The sequence below is a fragment of the Micromonospora sp. NPDC005806 genome (genome assembly GCF_042871425.1).
Classification (GTDB): Bacteria; Actinomycetota; Actinomycetes; order Mycobacteriales; family Micromonosporaceae; genus Micromonospora.
The window spans coordinates 202,765-223,846 of record NZ_JBIAIL010000004.1 but is presented as its reverse complement, the minus strand read 5'-3'; the positions used below and the strand labels follow the sequence as shown (position 1 = coordinate 223,846).

Annotated in this window: 15 protein-coding genes; 8 read left to right on the top strand and 7 right to left on the bottom strand. The window is 70.5% G+C overall.

Annotation, left to right across the window (positions count from 1 at the left end; all coding sequences use genetic code 11):
• Positions 1-2: 2 nt before the first annotated feature.
• Both folE and ACFYOS_RS07430 read left to right on the top strand, forming a co-directional pair.
• Complete coding sequence (folE, locus tag ACFYOS_RS07435) at positions 3-596, top strand: GTP cyclohydrolase I FolE (protein WP_387136632.1); 594 nt, start codon at positions 3-5, stop codon at positions 594-596.
• Between the two features lie 18 nt (positions 597-614).
• Positions 615-1,868: an NAD(P)/FAD-dependent oxidoreductase gene (locus tag ACFYOS_RS07430; RefSeq protein WP_387136630.1), complete on the top strand. Its 1,254-nt coding sequence runs from the start codon at positions 615-617 to the stop codon at positions 1,866-1,868.
• 29 nt (positions 1,869-1,897) lie between these two features.
• On the opposite strand, the gene ACFYOS_RS07425 is transcribed toward ACFYOS_RS07430, so the two are convergent.
• From ACFYOS_RS07425 to ACFYOS_RS07410, 4 genes are all read right to left on the bottom strand, one after another.
• Positions 1,898-2,542, bottom strand: coding sequence for a helix-turn-helix transcriptional regulator (locus ACFYOS_RS07425; RefSeq protein WP_387136628.1), 645 nt, complete (start codon positions 2,540-2,542; stop codon positions 1,898-1,900).
• 127 nt (positions 2,543-2,669) lie between these two features.
• The gene (locus ACFYOS_RS07420) at positions 2,670-4,412 is read right to left on the bottom strand and encodes a hypothetical protein (protein WP_387136626.1); all 1,743 of its coding nucleotides are present in this window, start codon (positions 4,410-4,412) and stop codon (positions 2,670-2,672) included.
• Positions 4,413-4,616: 204 nt separating this feature from the next.
• On the bottom strand, positions 4,617-7,235 hold the full coding sequence (locus tag ACFYOS_RS07415; protein ID WP_387136625.1) for an alpha-amylase family glycosyl hydrolase: 2,619 nt from the start codon (positions 7,233-7,235) through the stop codon (positions 4,617-4,619).
• Positions 7,236-7,268: 33 nt separating this feature from the next.
• Positions 7,269-7,691: a hypothetical protein gene (locus tag ACFYOS_RS07410; protein WP_387136623.1), complete on the bottom strand. Its 423-nt coding sequence runs from the start codon at positions 7,689-7,691 to the stop codon at positions 7,269-7,271.
• Positions 7,692-7,865: 174 nt separating this feature from the next.
• Here ACFYOS_RS07410 and ACFYOS_RS07405 point away from each other — a divergent pair, with 174 nt between their 5' ends.
• The 3 genes from ACFYOS_RS07405 to ACFYOS_RS07395 all read left to right on the top strand — a co-directional run bounded on the left by ACFYOS_RS07405 (position 7,866) and on the right by ACFYOS_RS07395 (position 12,901).
• Positions 7,866-8,048, top strand: a complete 183-nt coding sequence (locus tag ACFYOS_RS07405) for a hypothetical protein (RefSeq protein ID WP_387136622.1) — start codon at positions 7,866-7,868, stop codon at positions 8,046-8,048.
• Between the two features lie 142 nt (positions 8,049-8,190).
• Positions 8,191-12,513, top strand: a complete 4,323-nt coding sequence (locus ACFYOS_RS07400; RefSeq protein WP_387136620.1) for a fibronectin type III domain-containing protein — start codon at positions 8,191-8,193, stop codon at positions 12,511-12,513.
• The gene (locus tag ACFYOS_RS07395; protein ID WP_387136618.1) at positions 12,506-12,901 is read left to right on the top strand and encodes a hypothetical protein; all 396 of its coding nucleotides are present in this window, start codon (positions 12,506-12,508) and stop codon (positions 12,899-12,901) included. The genes ACFYOS_RS07400 and ACFYOS_RS07395 overlap by 8 nt, the downstream gene beginning before the upstream one ends.
• Before the next feature lie 116 nt (positions 12,902-13,017).
• Here the strand turns inward: ACFYOS_RS07395 and ACFYOS_RS07390 are convergent, their stop codons facing one another.
• Both ACFYOS_RS07390 and ACFYOS_RS07385 read right to left on the bottom strand, forming a co-directional pair.
• Complete coding sequence (locus ACFYOS_RS07390; protein WP_387136616.1) at positions 13,018-14,265, bottom strand: MalY/PatB family protein; 1,248 nt, start codon at positions 14,263-14,265, stop codon at positions 13,018-13,020.
• Between the two features lie 27 nt (positions 14,266-14,292).
• Complete coding sequence (locus tag ACFYOS_RS07385) at positions 14,293-15,342, bottom strand: SEC-C metal-binding domain-containing protein (protein ID WP_387136614.1); 1,050 nt, start codon at positions 15,340-15,342, stop codon at positions 14,293-14,295.
• A 294-nt stretch (positions 15,343-15,636) separates the two neighbouring features.
• Between ACFYOS_RS07385 and ACFYOS_RS07380 the strand changes: the two genes are divergently transcribed.
• Together ACFYOS_RS07380 and ACFYOS_RS07375 are read left to right on the top strand one after the other, a co-directional pair.
• The gene (locus tag ACFYOS_RS07380) at positions 15,637-16,902 is read left to right on the top strand and encodes an FAD-dependent oxidoreductase (protein ID WP_387136612.1); all 1,266 of its coding nucleotides are present in this window, start codon (positions 15,637-15,639) and stop codon (positions 16,900-16,902) included.
• A gap of 521 nt (positions 16,903-17,423) precedes the next feature.
• Positions 17,424-18,236: a GNAT family N-acetyltransferase gene (locus tag ACFYOS_RS07375; RefSeq protein WP_387136610.1), complete on the top strand. Its 813-nt coding sequence runs from the start codon at positions 17,424-17,426 to the stop codon at positions 18,234-18,236.
• A 475-nt stretch (positions 18,237-18,711) separates the two neighbouring features.
• Here the strand turns inward: ACFYOS_RS07375 and ACFYOS_RS07370 are convergent, their stop codons facing one another.
• Positions 18,712-19,239 (bottom strand): winged helix-turn-helix transcriptional regulator, encoded by a 528-nt coding sequence (locus tag ACFYOS_RS07370; RefSeq protein ID WP_387136608.1) that lies wholly within the window; start codon positions 19,237-19,239, stop codon positions 18,712-18,714.
• A gap of 85 nt (positions 19,240-19,324) precedes the next feature.
• On the opposite strand from ACFYOS_RS07370, the gene ACFYOS_RS07365 reads away from it, so the two are divergent.
• Positions 19,325-20,758 (top strand): MFS transporter, encoded by a 1,434-nt coding sequence (locus ACFYOS_RS07365; RefSeq protein ID WP_387136606.1) that lies wholly within the window; start codon positions 19,325-19,327, stop codon positions 20,756-20,758.
• Positions 20,759-21,082 lie beyond the last annotated feature (324 nt).

Here is a 21,082-nt window from a genome sequence, read left to right as displayed (position 1 = left end):
ACGTGACCATCGCACTCGACCCACGTCACGTCGACCGACAGCCGGCCCGCGATCTGGTCGCCGCCGAAGAGGCCGCCGCCCGGTTTCTGACCGCGCTCGGCATCGACCTGGACTCCGAGAGCCTGCGCGACACGCCGGGCCGGATGGCCAGGGCGTACGTCGAACTGCTCACGGCCCGTCCGTTCGACCTGACCACCTTCCCCAACGACGAGGGCTACGACGAACTGGTGCTGGCCCGGTCCATCCCGATCCGGTCGGTGTGCGAACACCACCTGTTGCCGTTCGTCGGTGTCGCGCATGTCGGCTACCTGCCCGGTGACCGGATCCTCGGACTGTCCAAGCTCGCCCGCGTCGTGGAGCACTTCGCCCACCGTCCCCAGGTGCAGGAGCGGTTGACCAAACAGGTGGCGGACTGGCTCGCCCTCGAACTCGCCCCCAAGGGCGTCGGTGTCGTCATCGAGGCGGAGCATCTCTGCATGTCGTTGCGAGGCGTGCGGGCCGCCGGTGCCACCACCGTAACGTCCACACTGCTCGGGACCCTGCGAGACGACGCCCGCTCCAGGGCCGAGTTCTTCTCTCTCGCCGGAGCCCACTGACCCGAATAGGAGAGCGCGATGGGAAGCCGCCCCACGTTCCTCATCGTCGGAGCCGGTCTCGCCGGCGCCAAGGCCGCCCAGACCCTGCGCGAGGAGGGCTTCGACGGCCGGGTGGTACTGCTCGGCGAGGAACCCGAACGGCCCTACGAGCGGCCACCGCTGTCCAAGGGCCTGCTGCTGGGGACCACGCCACGGCGCGACGTGTACGTGCACGACGCCGACTGGTACGAGGCGAAAGACGTCGAGCTGCGTACCGCGACCCGGGTCACCGGCATCGACCGCGACGCCCGCCAGGTCGTACTGGCCGACGGCGAACGGCTCGGATACGACGAACTCCTCCTGACCACCGGCTCGACGCCCCGCCGCCTGGACGTTCCCGGCTCCGGCCTCGATGGCGTGTGGTATCTGCGCACCGCGGCGGACTCCGATCGGATCGCCGAAGCCCTCACCGACCGGGCCCACCTCGTCGTGATCGGCGCCGGGTGGATCGGTCTGGAGATCGCCGCCGCCGCCCGCCAGCACGGCGCCGCCGTGACCGTGGTGGAGACCGCCGATCTGCCGTTGCAGCGGGTCCTCGGCGACGAGGTCGCCCGGGTCTTCGCCGACCTGCACCGCCAGCATGGCGTCACCTTCCACTTCGGCGTCGGGGTCCGGCAACTGCAGGGCACCGGGCGGGTGTCCTCGGTGCTGCTGACCGACGGCACCCAACTGGCCGCCGACACCGTCGTCGTCGGCGTGGGCGTGCAGCCCAACGTGCAGTTGGCCGAGGCGGCGGGCCTGAAGGTGGAGAACGGCATCGTCACCGACGCCCGGCTGCTCAGCTCCGACCCGCACATCTACGCCGCCGGTGACGTGGCCAACGCCTACCACCCGCTGCTGGACCGGCACATCCGGGTGGAGCACTGGGCGAACGCGCTCAACGGCGGCCCCGCCGCGGCGCGGTCCATGCTGGGTCAGCAGGTCGAGTACGCCCGGCTGCCGTACTTCTTCTCCGACCAGTACGACCTGGGGATGGAGTATTCGGGATGGGTCGCCCCGGGTGGCTACGACCAGGTGGTGTTCCGCGGCGATCCGGCCGTCGTCGACGATGGCGCGCCGGAGTTCATGGCGTTCTGGATCAAGGACGGCCGGGTGCTGGCCGGGATGAACGCCAACGTGTGGGACGTGACCGACCAGATCCAGGCGCTGGTGCGGGCCGGCCACGGCGGCCGGGCCGTCGACCTGGCCAGGCTTTCCGACCCGCGGGTGCCGCTGGGCGATCTGCTGAGCTGAGCACAGCGTGGGCGCGGCGGCGAGTTGAGTCAGGCCGGACGGATCTGTACGCAGCAGGCGCCGGGACTGGGGACCAGCCGTGCGCGGAGGTCCGTCCGGCCGAGCCCGTCGAGCAGGCCGGCGAGGAAGGCCTGGTTCAGGCCGCACACCAGCTCGGTCTGCTGGGCGGCGAGTTCGTGGAAGGGACAGTTCCGCAGCCGGATCAGCTCTGCGTCGTCGGCCGGCTCGAAGCCGAGCTCGGCCAGGACGGCCGCGACCGGCCCGCCACCGCCGACCTGACGACCGATGGCCACACCGCGCTGCTCCGCCAGCCGAAGGGCCGCCGACCGGGCATCGGTAGGTTCCTCGGCGACGGCCTGGGCGAGGATCTCGCCGATCAGGTCGTAGCGCCGCTCCGGGATGGTCAGTGTGATGCAGCCGTGCGCCGCCTCGTACACCTTTGGCGTCCTGCCCCGGCCACGCGGCTGGTCGGTCGGCGCCTGGTACCGGGCTTGCAGCAGACCAGCGCCAACCAGCTTGTCGAGGTGGAACGCCGCCAGGTTGCGCGAGATGTGCTGCGCCTCGGCGGCCTCGTCCCGCGTCACCGGGTGGTCCTGGCTGCGGACGTAGTCGTACAACGCCCGTCGTACCTGGTCGACCAGGGCGGTCACCGCCTGCCAGGGGGCCGTCGCCATGCCGAAAAGTTTATCACCAGCAGATTTTGTAGAAATTGTCTGCGCGGGCGCCGGCAGGGTTGCGACGCAGCTGCACCGGTCTGCTCCGCGCCGACCACGACGGTCCGTGCGCTCGCCGCCTCCGTCGCTAGGCGGCTTCCCCCGGGGAGTCGCCTCTCCAGCCGAGGTAGTCGTTCCAGACGGCGAGGGAATGGTCTGGCGGGAGGCGCTTCATCCAACACAGCAGAGGGTTGAGGTCGTCGTCGGTGTTGGACCAACTCGGGCGCAGTTCGCTGTAGGGGTCGCGGAGCACCCGGCCGAGTTCGCGCAGCGCTGCCTTGGCGCAGTCTTCGCGCCACTCGTCCTCGGCGCATTCCCACGGCCGGTACGGTTCCGCCAGATCGCTCGCGATGGACAGAAAGCACACCGCGTTGTAGTGCGCCAGCCAACCGATTCGGGAGCCGGGTTGGCCGGCGCCGAGTCGGCGGCGCGGGAAGGTCGGGGCGGGTATCCCATTCGCTGGCCCGTGCCCGGGGTGTTGGCGCTGCCACGGCTGGTACCACTTGACCTGCTCGGGATGCAGCAACCAGGCCGCCCCGTGCCATCGCCGTCCGATGATCAACAGGGTGAGCTGGTTGAACAGGGCCTTGGTCCGGCGCCGCGGGTTCCGACTCATGATTGACCACCGGCGGGCGCGTGTTGGATCGCCATGTTCCGGCGGATCGTCGACGAGTTGCCTCATTGTGATCACCAACTGGGCGACCTTCGCGGCGACGAGGAACTCGGTCCGCTTGGGCCGCAGGCTGGTCAGCGGTGCCCGGGGGTGCGAGGGCAGGAACCAACCAAGCCAGTACCGACGCTCGCCGGCGTTGAGCCGAGCCGGCTGCCAGCCGCGCAACCACAGGCCGACGATTCGGCGCCACCGTAGGCGTCGCTCCATGTCGCGCAACACAGCCTCAGGGTCGGCGACGGAGCTGCCGTGGCCCATGCGAACGCCGGCGTGGGATGCGGCCATCAACCGGTATATGGTCTCGATGTTCTCCGGCCAGACGTCCAGACACCCGGCATACAGCCGCACTGCGGCTGGGTAGTCGTCGAAGAGCTCCATGATGGGTGCCAGGGCGAGGCGGGGCAGCACGTTGCTCGGCTCGGCAACTGACGCCTTCCGGAATGACTCGGCAGCCTGCACCAGTTTGGCTTTGCCGGCTCGGTGTGCGTGGTGCGCACCATCGGCGTCTTTGTCGGCCATCAACACTCGCGCCTCGCCGAACAGGGCGAGTCCCTCGTCGCGGAGGGCCATTCCCCGCCGGTAGTCGCGGTAACCGCCTTCCGAGTTCCACCGCTCCCACCGTGGGATCCACTTCGCGACGCGCTTCTGGCTGCGGATCTGCTGGATGATGAAGCAGCCAATTTCGGCGACGAGATCGTCCGCAGTGGACGGGACCGATGTTGCTCCGATGACCTCGCGACGCGGGTCGGCGACGATTCGTACGCCCACGTCCCCGTCCGTCTCGTCCCGAATCAGGTAAACCTGGTAGCAGGGGCGCTTGGCGAAGGCAAGTGACATCAGCGCGGACACCCAGTGCGCCTGGGCATCCGGCGCCACAGTGGGCAGCACAGGGGCGGCGCTTTCCATGGTGCCGGGTGCCAGCGGCCACTGCGAATCGGAGGCAAGGAAAGCGGTCAACGCGGTCAACAGCTTGCGATCCCCCGGACGGGACGGCGGTGGCGCGGTCGCGTGGTTTCTGTCGGCCGCCATCGCGACACCGTTGATGATCGGATTGAGCACGACGGGCGTGCTTTTGCGGTATCGGGCCCAGAAATAGAGCTTGGAAATCGCCTGACTGGCAACGATCGCCAGCATTATGAGCAAGACCGTCTGTGCCGGCACGGCGCCTCCGTTTGATCGGACGACAACACGCTAGGACGCTGACCGGAGCGCGTACGATCCACGAATCGGGCCGCCGTTGTCCTTGGGCGGCTGTCTCGGTGAGACTCGCGGTCACGAGATGGTGCGCCACATGGCGAACATCGGCTACGACGTTTGGTCATGCCCTGGACAAGGGCGATGTTGGCGCGGTGGAGTAGCTCCGGCTCAGGCGGACGAGGGCCGAGCCTCCGGGGGCGCGAGCGAGAGCCAGAAGAAGCCGTGACCGGCCACGCCGAGGTCGTATTCGCCGGACTCCTGCACCTTGGGGAACTCGGCGCCGCCCATGAGCTCCCGGGGCCGGCGGCCGGCGTGCGAGGAGAGGGTCAGCGTCGTCGTCTGCGGGTACCGAGAGAAGTTGAACAGGCACAGCACCTCGTCGTCGCGCTCGCCGCGGAGGAACGCGAGAACCGCCGGGTTGGTCGACCGGACGATGCGGCAGCCCGGGCGGGAGAACGCCGTCCAGGCGTGGCGCGTCTCGAGCAGCTTCTCGACCACGTGCACCAGGGAGGACCGGGCACGGAGCTGATTCTCCACGTTGACCGCCATGTAGCCGTAGATCGACTCGTGGATCAGCGGCGCCGGCAGGTTCTCCGGCTGTGCCACGGAGAAGCCACCGTTGCGGTCCGGCGCCCACTGCATCGGCGTGTTGACCGCCCGGTTGCCCGGCAGCGACAGGTTCTCGCCCATTCCGATCTCGTCGCCGTAGTACATGACCGGAACGCCGGGCATGGACAGCAACAACGCGAAGGCGAGTTCGAGCTGCCCCCGATCGTCGTTGAGCAGGCTGGCCGTACGCCGGCGGATGCCGGTCGCGCCCCGCATGCGGGCCAGCGGCGCGTACGTGTGCAGCAGTTCCTGGCGTTCCCGCTCGTGCAGCAGACCCAGCGACATCTCGTCACCGTTGCGCAGGAACACCGCCCAGTGGCGGTCACCAGGCTGGTCACGCATTTGCGACAGCACCTGCGACACCGGCCGGTGCGTCTCACGGCGCATGGCGAGCAGCAGACTTGGCATCAGCGAGGCGTACATCACCAGATGGCACTCGGGATGCTCCGCGGTGCCGAAGTAGGAGCTGGCACCTTCCGGCCAGTCCTCACTCCACGCGATGAAGATCCGGTTCGGATACGTCAAGTCCAGCCAGGACCGCAGCTCCCGCAGGTAGCTGTGCGTCTCGTCGAGTCCCTTGCTCGACGTGCCGGTGCGCTCGAACAGGTAGGGAACCGTGAGCAGGCGCAGGCCGTCGACCCCCTGCCGGAGCCAGAAGTCCATCACCTCACGCATCGCCGCCCGCACCTCGGGCGCGTCGTAGTTCAGGTCCGGCTCGTGCCGGCGGTAGCGGTGCAGGTAGTACTGTCGCCGCTTACCGTCGTACGCCCAACCCGCACCGCGGCTGCTCAGCGGATCGTCGGCCTCGGCGTACCCGTCGCCCGTGTCACTCCACACGTAGAAGTTCCCGTACGGCCCGTCCGGGTCGCTCCGGGAGGCCTGGAACCACGGATGCTCGTCGCTGGTGTGGTTGAGCACCAGATCCAGCACCACCCGCAGGCCCTGCCGGTGGGCGAGAGTGAGCAGCTCCAGCAGGTGGGACGGCTGCCCGACGCCCGCGTCGATGGCCTCGAAGTCGGACGCCGCCTGACCGTCAGCCAGCGACGGCGACGCCATTATCGGGTTCAGCAGCAGGCAGTCCACCCCCAGCCGACGCAGGTAGTCCAGCTTCTCGGTGATGCCGCGCAGGTCGCCGTGGCCGTCGCCGTCCGAGTCGTAGAAGAACGGCACGTTCACCTCGTAGAACGTGCTGCCGGCTGCCCAGTTCGGGTCGCCGGGCGGCTCCGGGGCCGGTTCGTCCTCGACCTCGGTGCGGACGACGCGGAGCCGACCCGACAAGGCCTGGCGAGCTCGGGCGGCCACGCGTTCCGCCGGGTCCCGCTCCAAGGTTTCGAGCGTCTCGAACGCGGCCACCAGCTGCTCGCGGGTCCGTTGGTTGCCGTGCGCCCAGTTGCTCAGCTCGTCCACGGCGAGCGCCCGTGCCGAGGCGAGCCCACTGCGGGTGAGCGCGAGTAGGTCGCCCGGAATCAACTCGGGCCGCCGGGGCGCATTGCTGAGGATCAGGTCCCCGACGCCGGCGGCCCGCATCTGCGGGGTCTGCCGGCGTTCCCGGTCGACCATCCGGACAGCGGCGTACTCGAACGCCTCCCGGACGCTGATGATCCCGTTGCCGTCGCGGTCGGCGGCGCCGGTCCGCAGCCCTTCGAGGAACGGGCCGGAGAACGCGGACGGTAGCGCGTGCTGCTGGTAACCGTCACCCTCGTGTGCCAACTCGGTTGCCCCGGCGGACACCACGACGATGCGGCTGCGGTCCCCGCGCTGCTTGAGATCGCCGAAGGCGCCCGCGTGGCAGCAGTCCAGGATCAGGACCAGCTCGCTGGCCCGGCACTCGTCGATCCAGTGCCGCAGCTCGTCGGTCGGTACCGCAGTCGGGGGAAGGCGGTCCGGATCGGTGTCGGGTGCGGTGAGGTAGAGGCGATTGCCGTCGTGCAGTCGCCCGTGGCCGGAGTAGTACACGAGCAGGAAGTCGTGGGGATCGGCGCTCTTCAGGAAGTCGTAGAGCGTGACCTGCGCGGTGTGGGAGTCGTTGTCGAGGCAGTCCCGGACGTCGTCGAACGCGCCGAGGCCCGGGTCTTCGAGGAGCCGCGCCCAGTCCTTGAGGTCACTGGCGGGTGAGTCGAGGTCAGGCAGTCCTTCGCTGGCGTAGCTGCCCACACCGATCAGGAGCGCGCGCTTCACCGCCGCTGCCCACCGCGTCCGGACGCCCCCGCGTCACTCACCATCGACCTTCTCGGGCACGCCGGTGCCCTGTCGGGGCACCGACACCGACTTGATGACCTCGGTGAGGGTCTTCTCCGACACGTCCCGCACTTCGATCTCGGTGCCGTCCGGGAGGCTCATCCGCAGGCGCTTGCCCTTGTTGCGTTCCTGGTAGCGCTTGATGACCTCGGCCAGGTGCCTGATGTCCGCCGCCGCCCGCTTGGCGGTCGGATAGCTGAAAATGGCGAGCGTGAGTGCGCCGAAGATCATGCTGGCCGAGTCTCGCGTCCCCGGCTTCGCCGCCTCGACGAGTTCCATCGCTTCGACACCGGGAAGCTGATTCAGGTGGTCCTTCAGATGGCGCGCCTGCTCGGCCAGTTCCTCGTCGCTGGCCGGGCCGTAGGACGCCACCCGTAAGATCAATCCATCGGTCATGATCTCATCGTTGCCGCTCTCGGTACACCGTGCAAGGGTCCGGCGGCGGGATCGACTGCCGGCGCCAGTTGCTCACCCTGCGGTACGCCCGTCACCACCCGATCCGCCCCGAACGCGAGGGCCTTACGGACGCGCGCGTGACAGGTATCCGACAGGGCGGCGGCGATGGGTCGGATGGCCCAGCGTCATCCGGGCCACTGTGGAGAGTGCCGGGTACCCGACGAGCTCGACCGGATCGCGCTCACCCAGCGGTTGGACGACCTGCGGGCGGTCATCGCCGAGCTCGAGCGGGAACTCCGGATCGACCGCGACGACGGGCCGAGCTCGCCGCGGCGGTCCGCGGATACCGGCCGGTGACCTGTGAAGCCGCAGGACGAAGACGTGGATGGTACGACCCGCGCATACGCACCGGCTCCGACTGTCGGCCATCTTGCCGTTCGGTCGCCGCGCAATTCCGCGCTGGCACACTCCGCTCATTGGCTCGAGTGATGGAGGATCCATGCCTTCCTCGTTCCGCGGTGCCGTGCTCGTATCCTCCATTGTCCTGCTGAATGCCACGATCCTGGCCCCCGCCCAGCGGGTGTACGCGGCCGGACCGCCGGCGTTCGTACAACAAGTGACCGGGCACGGCCTGGGCGTGACGCGGGCTGTCATCACTCCGAACCCGACGACAGCGGGCAATCGACTGGTCGTCGAGGTCGGCGTGTGGAACTCGCAGTCGGCCACGGTCAGCGCGGTGACCGACAACGCGGGTGACACCTTCGTCAAGATCCTCAGCTTCACGGCGTCCGATCACACCGAGATGAGCGTCTGGACCGCCGTCGTCGCGACCGGTGGGACCAGGCCGACCATCACCGCGCGGGCCACCTCGTCGGCGGACCTGGGCATCGCGGCGTTGGAGTACTCCGGCCTGTCCACGGCCTCGGTGGTCGACCAGGAGAGGCACGCGGCCGGAACCACCGGCAGCACCGCCGCGACCGTCAGCTCGGGCGCCACCGCCCCGACGACCGCCGCCGGTGAACTGGCACTCGGTCTCTACACGGACTCCGGCTTCGGCGCCACCCTGACCCCGGGCACGGGCTTCACCCAACGGGCCAACCTGTCCCCGACGGGCGACATGGAACTGCTCGTCGAGGACCAGATCGTGGGCGCGGGTGCCACGCCCAACGCGAGCGCCGGCACAGCGGCGCGCACGACATGGCTGATGGCCACCGTCGTGCTGCGCGCCGCGGCGTCGTCGACGCCGACCGCGCCGCAGGCCCCCAGCGGGGTGGCCGCCACACCCGGCGACGGCAGCGCCACCGTGACCTGGACCGCACCCGGCGACGGCGGCAGCCAGATCACCAGCTACGCCATCACGCCGTACGCGGGCGGTGTGCCACAGGCGCCGACCACCGTGACCGGATCGCCGCCGCCGCCGACCGCGACGGTGAACGGGCTGACCAACGGCACGGAATACACCTTCACGGTGACCGCCACCAACGGGGTCGGAACCGGTCCAGCCTCGATCGCATCGGCCCCCGTCACGCCGAGCCCTCAGGCCGGTGGCTCCTGGTCCGGCCCGCAGACCTGGCCCATCGTGGCGTTGAGCAACACGCTGCTCTACAACGGCAGCGTGGTGGCCTGGGACGGCTGGCAGCAGCCACAGCCGACGGTCGTGTGGAACCCGGCATCACCGCAGGCTTTCAACACGTTCAACGCCCCGACCAGCGTCTTCTGCGACGGCGCCGCCAGCCTGCCGGACGGGCGGCTGCTGGTCGTCGGCGGCTACGGCGGTCTGACCACCGGGCAGCTCGGCATTGTCGACACCAACATCTTCGACCCGGCGACCAACACGTGGAGCCGCGTCGCCGACATGCACAAGCCCCGGTGGTACCCGACCGTCACGGAACTGGCCGACGGTCGCTACGTCGCCGTCAGCGGCAACGACACCGACGCCTCGCACTGGGCGGACACCCCCGAGGTGTACGACCCGGTCACCAACACCTGGACCCTGCTGTCCGGCGTGTCCACCGCCCAGGTCCACGAGACCGAGTACCCGTTCTCGTACCTGCTGCCCAACGGCAAGGCCTTCACCATCGGCCCCAACGAGGACAATTCGTTCCTGCTCGACGTGAACAACCAGACCTGGATCCCGGTCGGCGGCACGAGCGGTGTCCACAACGGGTCCTCCGTGATGTACCGGCCGGGCAAGGTGCTCTACAGCGGCGGCGGCGTCGACGTCAACCGTTCCGGACCGGCCTTCAAGACAACCGCGGTCATCGACCTCAACGCGGCGACCCCGAGCTGGCAGCAGACGGCGCCGATGAACAACGCCCGCGTCTACCACACCCTCACCATGCTCCCGGACGGCAAGGTGCTCGCCGTCGGCGGCAACACCAACACCGACCAGGGCATCGTCACCAGCGGGGTGCTGCCGGCCGAGATCTGGGACCCGGCGACCCAGACCTGGACGGCGGCGGCGCCGATGGCCGTGGCCCGCAACTATCACTCGACCGCGCTGCTGATGCCCGACGCGCGGGTGCTGGTGGCCGGCGGCGGACACCCGTTCGGCAGTAGCGGCGCCGCCCAGTACTCAGCGCAGTACTACTCGCCTGCCTACCTGTCCAACGGTCCCCGGCCCACCATCACGTCGACCTCCGGCGGAGGCTCCTACGGCGGCACGATGTCGGTGTCCACCCCGGACGCGGCGTCCATCACCGCCGTCAACCTGGTGTCGCTCGGTGCGGACACCCACCAGATGGACATGAACCAGCACTTCGTGCCGCTCAGCTTCACCAGGAACGGCAGCGGACTGACCGTGCAGGCGCCCGCCGGGCCGGAACTCGCGCCCCCGGGCTACTACATGCTGTTCATCCTCAACGGCAACGGCGTGCCATCGGTCGCTTCGATGGTGCAGATCGGGGCCAACCCCACCGCGCCCGCCGCACCGACCGCCGTGACGGCGACCCCCGCTGACCGCAGCGCGAACGTGTCGTGGAAGGCGCCGCCGGGCAGTGGCAGTCCGATCACCAGCTACACGGTCACCCCGTACGTCGGCACGACTGCGCAGCCGCCGACCACGATCACGGGAAATCCGCCGGCGACCAGCGCCACGATCCCCGACCTCACCAACGGCACCGCCTACACGTTCAAGGTCACCGCCACCAACGCGATCGGTACCTCGCCACCGTCAGCACCGTCGGCCGCGGTCACCCCCGGCATCGCGCCGCCACCGACATTCGTCCAACACACCGGTACCCAGTCCGCGGGCACCGACAGCCTCTCAGCGACCCTGCCGGCGGTCCTCGGCTCCGGTAACCGACTGATCGTCGAGGTCGGCACCTGGAGCGGGGCCGGCGCCGTCACCACCGGCGTCACCGACGCGGCCGGCGACCAGTTCGTCGAGGTGGCGCGCTGGAAGGCGTCCGACAACACCGAGCTGAGCGTGTGGACCGCGCCGGTCACCGCCGGCGCGGGCCAGTCCCCGGCGGTCACCGCGCAGGTGTCCGGGCCGGCCGACATCGGCGTCGACGTGCTGGAGTACGCGGGGCTGTCCGCCGTCGCGGACGCCAGCGTCGTCGACCAGCAGGCCACGGCGTCGGGCACCACAAGCGCCGCCGCCACGGTCCGGTCGGGAGCGACGCCACCCACGACGGGGGGCAACGAGCTGGCCGTCGGCTTCTACGCCGACTCCGGCTTCGGCAAGAGCCTCACCGGGGGCGCCGGCTGGACCGTGCGCGGCAACATCTCACCCAACGGCAACATGGACCTGCTCACCGAGGATCAGGTCGTGGCCGCGGGCGCGGCGCCGAACGCGGCGGTGGGCGCCGGCTCCAACACCATCTGGCTGCTCGGCACACTGGTGTTCAAGGCCGCCTCGACCGCACCACCGACGGCCCCGTCGGCGCCGACCGGCGTCACCGCCTCCGCCGCCGACGGCTCCGCGAGGGTGACCTGGACCGCGCCCGGCAACGGCGGCAGTGCGATCACCTCCTACACCGTCACGCCGTACGCGGGCGCGACGGCCCAGGCACCGACCACGGTCAGCGGGTCGCCACCGGCGACCGCAGCCACGATCGGCGGGCTGACCAACGGCACCACGTACACCTTCACCGTGAGCGCCACCAACACCATCGGCGACGGGCCGCAGTCCGCGCCCTCGGCACCCGTCACGCCGGGCGTCAGCCCGCCGACACCCACGTTCGTGCAGCAGGTGTCGGCGAAGGTTGCCGGGCGGACGAGCCTCGCAGTCACCACGCCGCAAGCCACCACCCGCAACAACCGGCTCATCGTGCAGGTGGGCGTGTGGAGCGCGGGATCGGCCACCGTGAACACCGTCACCGACAACGCCGGCGATACGTTCACCAAGGTTGCCTCGTTCACCGCCTCCGACCACACCCAGATGAGCGTGTGGACCGCTGTGGTGACCAACGGTGAGACCACGCCGACGATCACCGCGTCGGTGTCCGGCGCCGCCGACGTGGGCGTCGTGGCCCTGGAGTACGCCGGGCTGTCGACCGCCGCCGGCGCGGCAGCCGTGGACCAGCAGGCCACAGCGACGGGGACGACGAGCGGGGCGCAGGCCGTGCAGTCGGCCGCGACCAGCCCGGTCACCGCCGACGGGGAACTCGCGCTCGGCTTCTACGCCGACTCCGGGTTCGGCACGCTGCTCGTCCCCGATCCCGCATACGCCGCCCGCGCCAACCTGTCACCCAACGGCTACATGGACCTCCTGGTCGAGGACCTTCCCGTGAATGCCGGCGCCCGCCCGGCGGCGAGTGCCACCACCGGCGCGTCCACGGTGTGGCTGATGGCCACGGTGGTGTTCAACCATGCGTAGTCGGAGACAGCTGCGATACTTCGCCATCACCGAAGGGTGCCTCGCCGTCGCGGCGGTCGTTGTCGGCCTGGCGCTCGGGGCGCCTCAGGCCTCATCCGCCGAACCTGTCAAGGCCAGCATCACCCGGTGCGACCTGAGCACGCAGGGATCGGCGCAGGTCACCTACACGGTGACCAACGCCGACCGCGTCACCCACGGCTACCGGGTAGAGCTGGCCGTCGCGACCGACACCGCGCCGCTGGGGTGGGGAATCAGCCTGGTCAACCGCGTCGAGCCGGGAGCCACCGCGACCGCCCACGCGATGCTGCCGGTGACCGGCAGCCAGACCGAGGCGCGGTGCACGGCCCGCGCCAGGACGAACGACGGGAGGTCGGGCCACCACGGGTAGCACCGTGACGAGGTCTTGGAACACTGCCAACCGGCGCACGGCCGACACAGGCGTCAGCCGACCTGGTTGCTGTCCTTGTGTGCGCCCCATCCGTGCCAGCGGTCGATCTCGATCAATCAGCCCGCCGACGGGTGGTGAGCGTCGACCGCCCGGCCCATGCGGGTGACGGCGTCGGTGAGGATCGCGGGTGAGGTGGCGAAGTTGAGTCGTACGAAGCCTGTCCCGCCGGTGCCGAAGACGTGCCCGGAGCTGAGGGCGACCTGCGCGCGGTCGAGGAACATCCTCGCGGGCCCGGCGAGGTCGCTGGCCACCCCGGGCTCGCCGTCCGGCTGCTCGGTGGCGATGCCCAGCGCCGTGCAGTCCAGCCAGGCCAGGTAGGTGCCCTCGGGGCGGTGGTAGGTGACGGCCGGGAGGTGCTTGGCCAGCAGCGTCTCCAGCAGGGTGCGGTTGGCGTCGAGGCCGTCGAGGAGGAGGTCGAGCCACGGCCCGCCGGCGCGGAACGCGGCGGTGTGCGCGATGACACCCAGGTGGCTGGGCCCGTGGCTGACCTCTTCCGGCATGCGGTCGAGGTCGGCGGCGGCCTGCGGCCCGGCGACCGCCAGCGCCGCCTTGAGCCCGGCGAGGTTCCACGCCTTCGAGGCGGAGGTCAGGGCGAACGCGTTCTCGGCGCCGGCCACTGTGAGGTACGGGGTGAAATGCGTTCCGGGGAGCACCAGGGGGGCGTGGATCTCGTCGGAGATCACCCGCAGGCCGTGCCGGCCGGCCAGCTCGGCGACGGCTTCGAGTTCGTCGCGGCGGTGGACGACGCCGGTCGGGTTGTGCGGGTTGCACATCAGGAACGCCGGTCGGCGACCGCCGGCCCGGGCCCGGCGGAAGGCCTCGTCGAGAGCGGCGGGGTCCATCCGTAGGTCGGGTCCGAGTGGGGCCTCGATCACCCGCCGGCCGGCGTGGCTGACGAAGGCGTAGAAGGGCGGGTACACGGGGGAGCAGACCACCACCGCGTCTCCGGGGTCGGTCACGAGCCGGAGTACCTCGACGATGCCCATCATCACGTCGGGTACGACCGCGGTGTGGTCGACGCGGAAGTTGTGCCAGTCCCAGCGCCGGGCGGCGAACTCGCCGAGCGCCTCGGCGTACGCCGTGCCGTGCGCGTAGCCGGTGTCACCGAGGTCGACCGCGCGGCGGAGCGCGTCGGCCACCGGAGGAGCGAGGGGCACGTCCTGCTCCGCGACCCAGAGGGGGAGCACGTCGGGCGGGTGCATGCGCCACTTCACGCTAGTGCGCTGCCGGAGTTCGTCCAGCGTGAGCAGGGTGAGCGGATTCTGGCCAGCGGAGCGGTCGGCGGCGGGGGCGGGGATGACCATGCCGCCCACCCTAGGCCGTATGTCGAATCAGCTACGGGAGCGCGGCAGGCAGCACTTCTTGTACTTGAGGCCCGAGCCGCACCAGCAGGCGTCGTTGCGCTCCGGCGGCCAGGAAATCCGCGCGCCGGGTCGGGTGGCCAGATCCCGCGCGTAGCGGGTGCGGATCTCCGGGTCCGTCGGATTCCCGTTGTGCCGGCTGGCGTAGCCGTTCAGCCCGTCCACCGACGCGCTGACCATGCTCAGCCCGGTTCGGCCGGTGTTGGCCTGCTGGACGAGGTGCCGTTCCAGGCGGCCCCGGTGCGCGTCCCAGTCCGGCCCGTACGCCTCGGTCAGCTCGGCGTGCTCGGCGAGCAGGCGGTCGAACTCGGCCCGGGGCCAGAAGAGCAGGTCGGGTTCCGTGCCCTGCCGCTGCTCCGCCCGGCGGCCGAGCTGTGCCTCCAGCCGGTCCGCCAGATCGTCCTGTCGATCATGGGGCAGGTTCAAGTTCCGGCGTACCCGGTGCCGCTGTTGCAGCAGGAAGAAGAGGACGCCGGGCGCCTCCAGCGGGCCGACCTCCACCGTCGCCTCGGCGGCGGGTACGGGTTCCGCGGGTGCTCCGGGCGCGGTGGCGCGCCTGCCGAGCACGGTGTCGACCGCCTCGCTCAGCCACTCCTCGGCGATCGCCGACAGGCCGCCGGCGTCCAGGGCCGCGCTGACGTACGCCGGGGCCTCGGGCTGCTCGATCAGGAGCTGGCGCAACGCGGTTAGCTCCGCCATCGCTTCGTCCTCCCGGCCGCCGGCCCGGAACAGGATCCGGGCCCGCAACGCCCGGGCGAAGCCGGCCCGGGCATCTTCGACCGACGGGTACGCCGCCAGGGCGCGGTCTGCGTACCGCAGCGCGGCGTCCAGCCGCCCTCGGATCTCGGCGATCTCCGCGGCCAGGGTCAGCGCGTCCCCGGCGTCATCCGGCTCCGCCAGCCGCCCCTGCTCCACCGCGTCGGCCAGGTCGGCGGCAACGCCGAGCGGATTCGCCGCCCCGAGCGCCGAGCGGCGAAGGTCGTCGAGGTCAGCGCTGGTGATCACGTCTCCCGTCGGCACGATCTCACGGTACGTCGCGCGGCGCTGGCCGATCACCTGTTACGCCGATCTCACGCTGCCTTCGGGTAGCGGTCGGTGCCTGTGCAACGATCGGATGCAATGCCGATCGACCTGTCCGCTGGTCTGCCGGCGCACCAGTGGCTGGCGCGAAGGCACTCAGCCTCGTACCCCAAGGAGAGCACGGTGTCCCTCTCCCCGGCTCGGGTCTTCGCCGCGCTGAACGCCGTGCGACCGCCCGACCAGGCGGCTCCCGTCATGGGTAAGGCCGTCGTGGTCGGCGGCAGTGTCGCCGGGTTGCTGGCCGCCCGGGTGTTGTCCGACTACGCGGAGAGCGTCGTCATCATCGACCGGGACGATGTCCAACTGGCCGGCGCGCGGCCCGGTGTGCCGCAGGGGACGCAACTGCACGCGCTGCTGCCCGGCGGCTTCCTTCAGCTCGAGCACCTGTTTCCGGGATTCCGCGAACGGGCCCTGGCCCAAGGAGCGATCGAGGCTCCACCGGCGGCCAGGCGGAACTACCTCGATGGTCGCCGGAAGGTTGTCGTACCCGACGATGCCGACAGCCTGGCGGGCAGCCGACCTCTGCTGGAAGGCCTGATCCGCCAGCAGGTGCTTCGACTGCCCAACGTCAAGACAGTCGCTGCCCGCGCCACGGGTCTCGTGTTCGACGGCGCCGTGACCACCGGGGTCCGTTACGACGTCGGTGGGGCGCCAGGCGTGGAGAGCGCCGACTTCGTGGTCGAGGCCATGGGGCGTTCGAGCAGGCTGTCCGAGTGGCTGGAGCAGGCCGGCTGGGACCGACCGGTCATGCGGCGGATGACCGTCAACCTCAACTACGCCACTGCGCTGTTTCGACGCCGTGAGACGAATCCTGGGTTCACGGTCGTCCTGGCGCTGCACAGTCCGAGGATGTCGTCGGACGTGGGCGGTGCTGCCTTCTTCGCCGTCGAGGATGGCCGGTGGATGGCCATGATGGCCGGTTACGGGGAGAACCGCCCTGGGCGCACCGCGGAGGATTTCGTACGTCGGCTGCGGGAGCAGTTCCCACCGGAGTTCGGCGAGGTCGCCGGGAACGAGATGGTCGGCGACGTCCAGACCTACCACCACGCGGACAGCCGGCGGCGGGAATTCCACGCGTTGAAACGGTTTCCAGCCGGTCTCGTCAGCGTCGGTGACGCGGTCGCGTCGTTCAACCCCGTCTACGGGCAGGGGATGACGGCGGCGGCCCTGCACGCGGCCTGCTTGTCGACGTACCTGCGGGCGCGCCCGGGTCTGGGCGTGCCCGCCCGCCGGTTCTTCGCCCTGCAGAAGGTAGTGGTCGACGCCGCGTGGTCGACGTCGACCTCCGCCGACCTGGCTCTGCCTCACGTCGAGGGGCCATACCCGCGCGGGTACCGGTTCTCCAGTTGGGTCAGCAGGCAGATCGTCACGGCGACCATCGCGGACGTGGGCATCGCCCGGCGGTTCAACGAGGTCGTTTCCATGCGCGAACATCCGAGGTCGCTGGCCACACCCGGCGTGATACTGGGTGCCCTGCGCGCTAACCGTAGGGCAGGCTGACCGGTCACCGGCGGGATCCGTGGCTTACGGCCGCAGCTGTAGTTTTCAATCTCTGCGGAGCCTTGGTGCGGCGACGGCGGCTGAAGGGGCCGCGTTCGGTCCCGTGGCGGTTCGTCGCGGCAACTACATACGCGTATGTCGCCGCCGTGATCGTCGCATCCATTATGGCCGGGGAATCTGTGGTACAGATGTCAACGACCGCGCCCGGTGGCTGGTTGGTCGGTACCACCATTGTCGCGATCGGACTTCCTGCCATCGTGCTTTGTAGGCAACTCGTGGCGCTGCCGCTTGGCCGCTACCCGCAGCCGAGCCGGAAGCGGAGGTCGACGGGCGCACCTCAGCTGGTGAGACAGGCGAGACGACGGAGCCGACGGATCTGGACAATGCCGTGAAATGGCAGGCGACCCAGCCAGGGCCCGTTGCTAAATCCCTTTCGGCCTGACGATGCGACGAGGTTTGATCAGAGTGTGTCAATTGTGTTGAGCAAGCCAGGAGTGGATGGGCTGAGCGAGGCTGTGCGCGTGCTGCGGGAGTGGCAGTACGACGGGGCACCGATGCAGCTGCATCCAGGGGACCTGGGCTGGTACTGGCGGTTCGGCGCAGAGGCGACAGCCGCGGCGGTCCGGACGTGGCGCCGGGACGGACAGATTCTCGCCGTCGGGCTGTTGGACAGTCCCGGGCTGTTACGACTGGCGATCGCGCCAGAAGCTCAACACGACGAGGAGCTTGCCCAACAGATGGTCGCCGGCGTGACTCGGCCAGAGCGCGGCGTCCTGCCGCAGGGGAACGCCTACATCGAAGCGAGATGTGGCGCATTGTTCCAACGGCTGCTGCTCAATGACGGGTGGGACGCCGACGAGCCGTGGACACCGCTCCGGCGCGACCTCGCGGAGCCGGTGGAGGGCTGCGGCGTGCGGATCGAGGTGACCGGTCCGGAGGGGGCGCACGTGCGGTCCGCCGTCCAGCGGGCATCGTTCGACAGGTCGACGTTCACTGACGAGCGCTGGCACGCGATGGCCGCCGGATCGCCGTACGCCGACGCCCAGTGTCTGGTCGCGTACGACGACCAGGACACCGCGGTGGCGGCCGCGACGGTGTGGTCCGCCGGTCCGGGGAAGCCCGGGTTGCTGGAACCGATGGGCGTGCACCGCGAACAGCGCGGCCGCGGCTACGGCAGGGCGATCACCGTCGCCGCGGCGGCCGCCCTCCGGGAACTGGGCTCGTCGAGCGCGATCGTGTGCGCCGAGAGCTCCAACGTCGGCGCCGTTGCGACCTACGAGTCGGCCGGCTTCCAACAACTCCCTGAAGTGCGGGACCTACACCGGAGCGCCTAGACCTGCTGACCAACAGGGGACCCACGCGATGCTCGATGCCGAACAGTCGCTGCCCGTGCGAACGCGATTCCAACCACCCGAGACGGGCGTGACGTGCACGTGCGGACGAGCCAACGGGCAGTCCGAACAAGTCGTCCTGCCGCAGATCGATCCGGGGGAAACCACGGTATCCGCCGAGGACTCCCAGAACGTACGCCATCGGATCTTCTGCGACCTGCCGATGCCCGGCGAGCGGCGCCGTCTGCTCCACGCTGACCACGACGGTGAGTGGTCCGGCCGGCTGCGGCGCTGGCCTGGCCTCGCGACACCCGCCCATCTCGGAAGAAAGCGCTGGTCGCGGAGCTTGTCGCCGCAGGATTTGGCCGATCCCGAACACGTCCGATACCTCGCAAGTGAGCACAGAGGTGACGAAGTATTCGTCCGGTAGCGCCAGCATCGACCCGATCGCCTTCCGGCGGCTAACGGTCGGGTCGGCTCAGAGCAGCGGTTGGAGGAGTCGGTGCGGGCGCTGGCGCAGCGCGATGCTGACCAGGTCCTGGCGTGGCTCGGACGGGATGCCCGGTCCGGGGTGGGCCTCGACGTCACCGGCTGGTACGTCGACGTGTCCGCAGGTCGGGCAGCGGCCGGCCGGGTCGAGTTCGGTGCCGCACCCGGCGTGGCGGAAGGTCCGCAGCGGCTCGCCGGTGGCGAAGTGGCGCTCGCCCCAGCGCATCAGCGGGTAGATCACGGACCAGAGCTCGGCGCCGCGGTCGGTGAGCAGGTATTCGTCCCGGGGTGGGGAGTCCTGATAGCGGTGGCGCTGGAGGATGCCCGCGTCGACGAGGGTGTTGAGCCGGTCAGCGAGCACGGCCCGGGGGATGTCCAGGTGCGCGAGGAAGTCGCCGTAGCGGCGTACGCCGTAGAAGGCGTCGCGGACGACAAGCAGCGTCCACCGCTCGCCGACCAGTTCCAGCGCCCTGGCCAGGGAGCAGTTCTGCCCCTCGTAGTTCTTGCCCAGTGCCATGGAATCTATCCTACACCCGCATGGTTCATTCAGCGAACCGACTCTGCTACTGTCGGTTCAGTCACCGAACCGAGAGGTCATCCCCATGTCGACACCCGCCGGCGTCACCGCGCCGTCCGTAGCCCCGGTCCCGGACGCGACCCGTTCCGGCTCCCGGGCCCTGTTCGCGGTCTGCGCCGCGACCCTGCTCGTCCTCATGAACTACACCGCGCCGGTGGCCGTACTGCCGCAGACCGCGCGGAGCCTCGGGGCCGGCCTCACCACCCAGACTTGGCTGATCAACGCGATCACCCTCGGCCTCGCGGCCACCCTGCTGGTGGCCGGCAGCCTCGGCGACGATTTCGGACGACGCCGGATATTCCGGGCGGGCCTCGCGCTGCTCGCCGTCAGCACCCTCGGCGCCGCCGTCGCCCCCAACGCCGCCACCTTCGTCGCCGCCCGAGTGCTGCAGGGCGTGGCCAGCGCCGCGATCCTCGCCGCCGGGCTCGGCCTGCTCGGGCACGCCTTCCACACCAACCATGGCCGGTCCCACGCCACGGCCCGCTGGGCGTCGATGCTCGGCGCCGGCATCGCCCTCGGACCGCTGACCTCGGCCGTTCTGACCGCCCTCGGCAGTTGGCGCTGGTCCTATCTGATGCTCGCGGCGGTGGCCGCGGTGCTGGCGGCGCTCGCCGGCCGGCTGCTCGCCGAGTCCCGCGCCGAGCGGCGGGCCCGCATCGACGTTTCCGGGGTACTGACCCTCGGCGCGGGCCTGTCGCTGCTGCTCGTCGCCATCACCGCCGGACGTACCGGCTGGTTACGGCCCGCGGTGCTGATCCCGCTGGTGCTCGGGGCGCTGCTGCTCGCCGCTTTCGTGGTGATCGAGGCCCGCGGCCGGGCGCCGATGCTCGACCTCGCCCTGTTCCGCCGGCCGGACTTCCGGATCGCCACCATCGGCGCATTCTTCACCGGACTCGCCGCGATCGGCCCGTGCACCGTCCTGCCCACGTTGGTGCAGCGGTTGGTCGGCGTCAGCGCGCTGGGCGGCGCTGGCCTGGCCTTCCTCTGGGCGGGGGCGTCGTTCGTGGTCAGCAACCAGATGCGCCACCACGGCACGCGCTTCGCGCCCACCCGGCAACTGGCCCTCGGCTTCGCCCTGACCGCCGCCGGCTACCTGGCCATGCTCGGCTACGCCGATGCGCACTCCTGGGCCCGCACCATCCCCGGCCTGCTCATCTCCGGGGCGGGCAGCGGTCTGCTCAACGCCGCACTCGCCCGGCTCGCCGTCACCAGCGTCCCCATCGACCGGGTCGCGATGGGCTCCGGCGCCAACAACACCGCCCGCTACGTCGGTTCCGCCCTCGGCGTCGCCGCCAGCATCACCGTGGCCACCAGCCTGCTGCCGGCCGGCCAGACCGCCGGCTTCTCGGCCCACGGCGCCGACGCGGTCCTGCTGCTCGGCGCCGGTGTGGCCGGGATCGGCGCCGCGGCGGCCCTGATCCGCCGCCGGGTCACCGCACCGGCCCCGGCCATCGGCTGACCCGGGAACCGGCCGCGGACCGAGGCACCGGTCCGCGGCCGCGCCGGGGTTGACCACGACGTCGCGAAACGCGGCGTGCCGGCCGTCCTGCGGTCCGCGATGTCGCGGCTGCCGAAGGACTCCCGACCCCTGGCACAGCCGGTGCCCGCGAACCCTGACCGGGGCAGGCGCGCCCGGCCTCGGCCAGCGCGGCCCTCACCGGTGCCGTTTTGCCAGACATCACTCGGGTAAGCGCGATGCCGTGCTGGCGCAGCTTCCCGGGAAATTCTGGGAGGTACGCCAGCCGTCTGGGGTGCGCCAGCGTGGAACGGCGCCGTAGGTAGC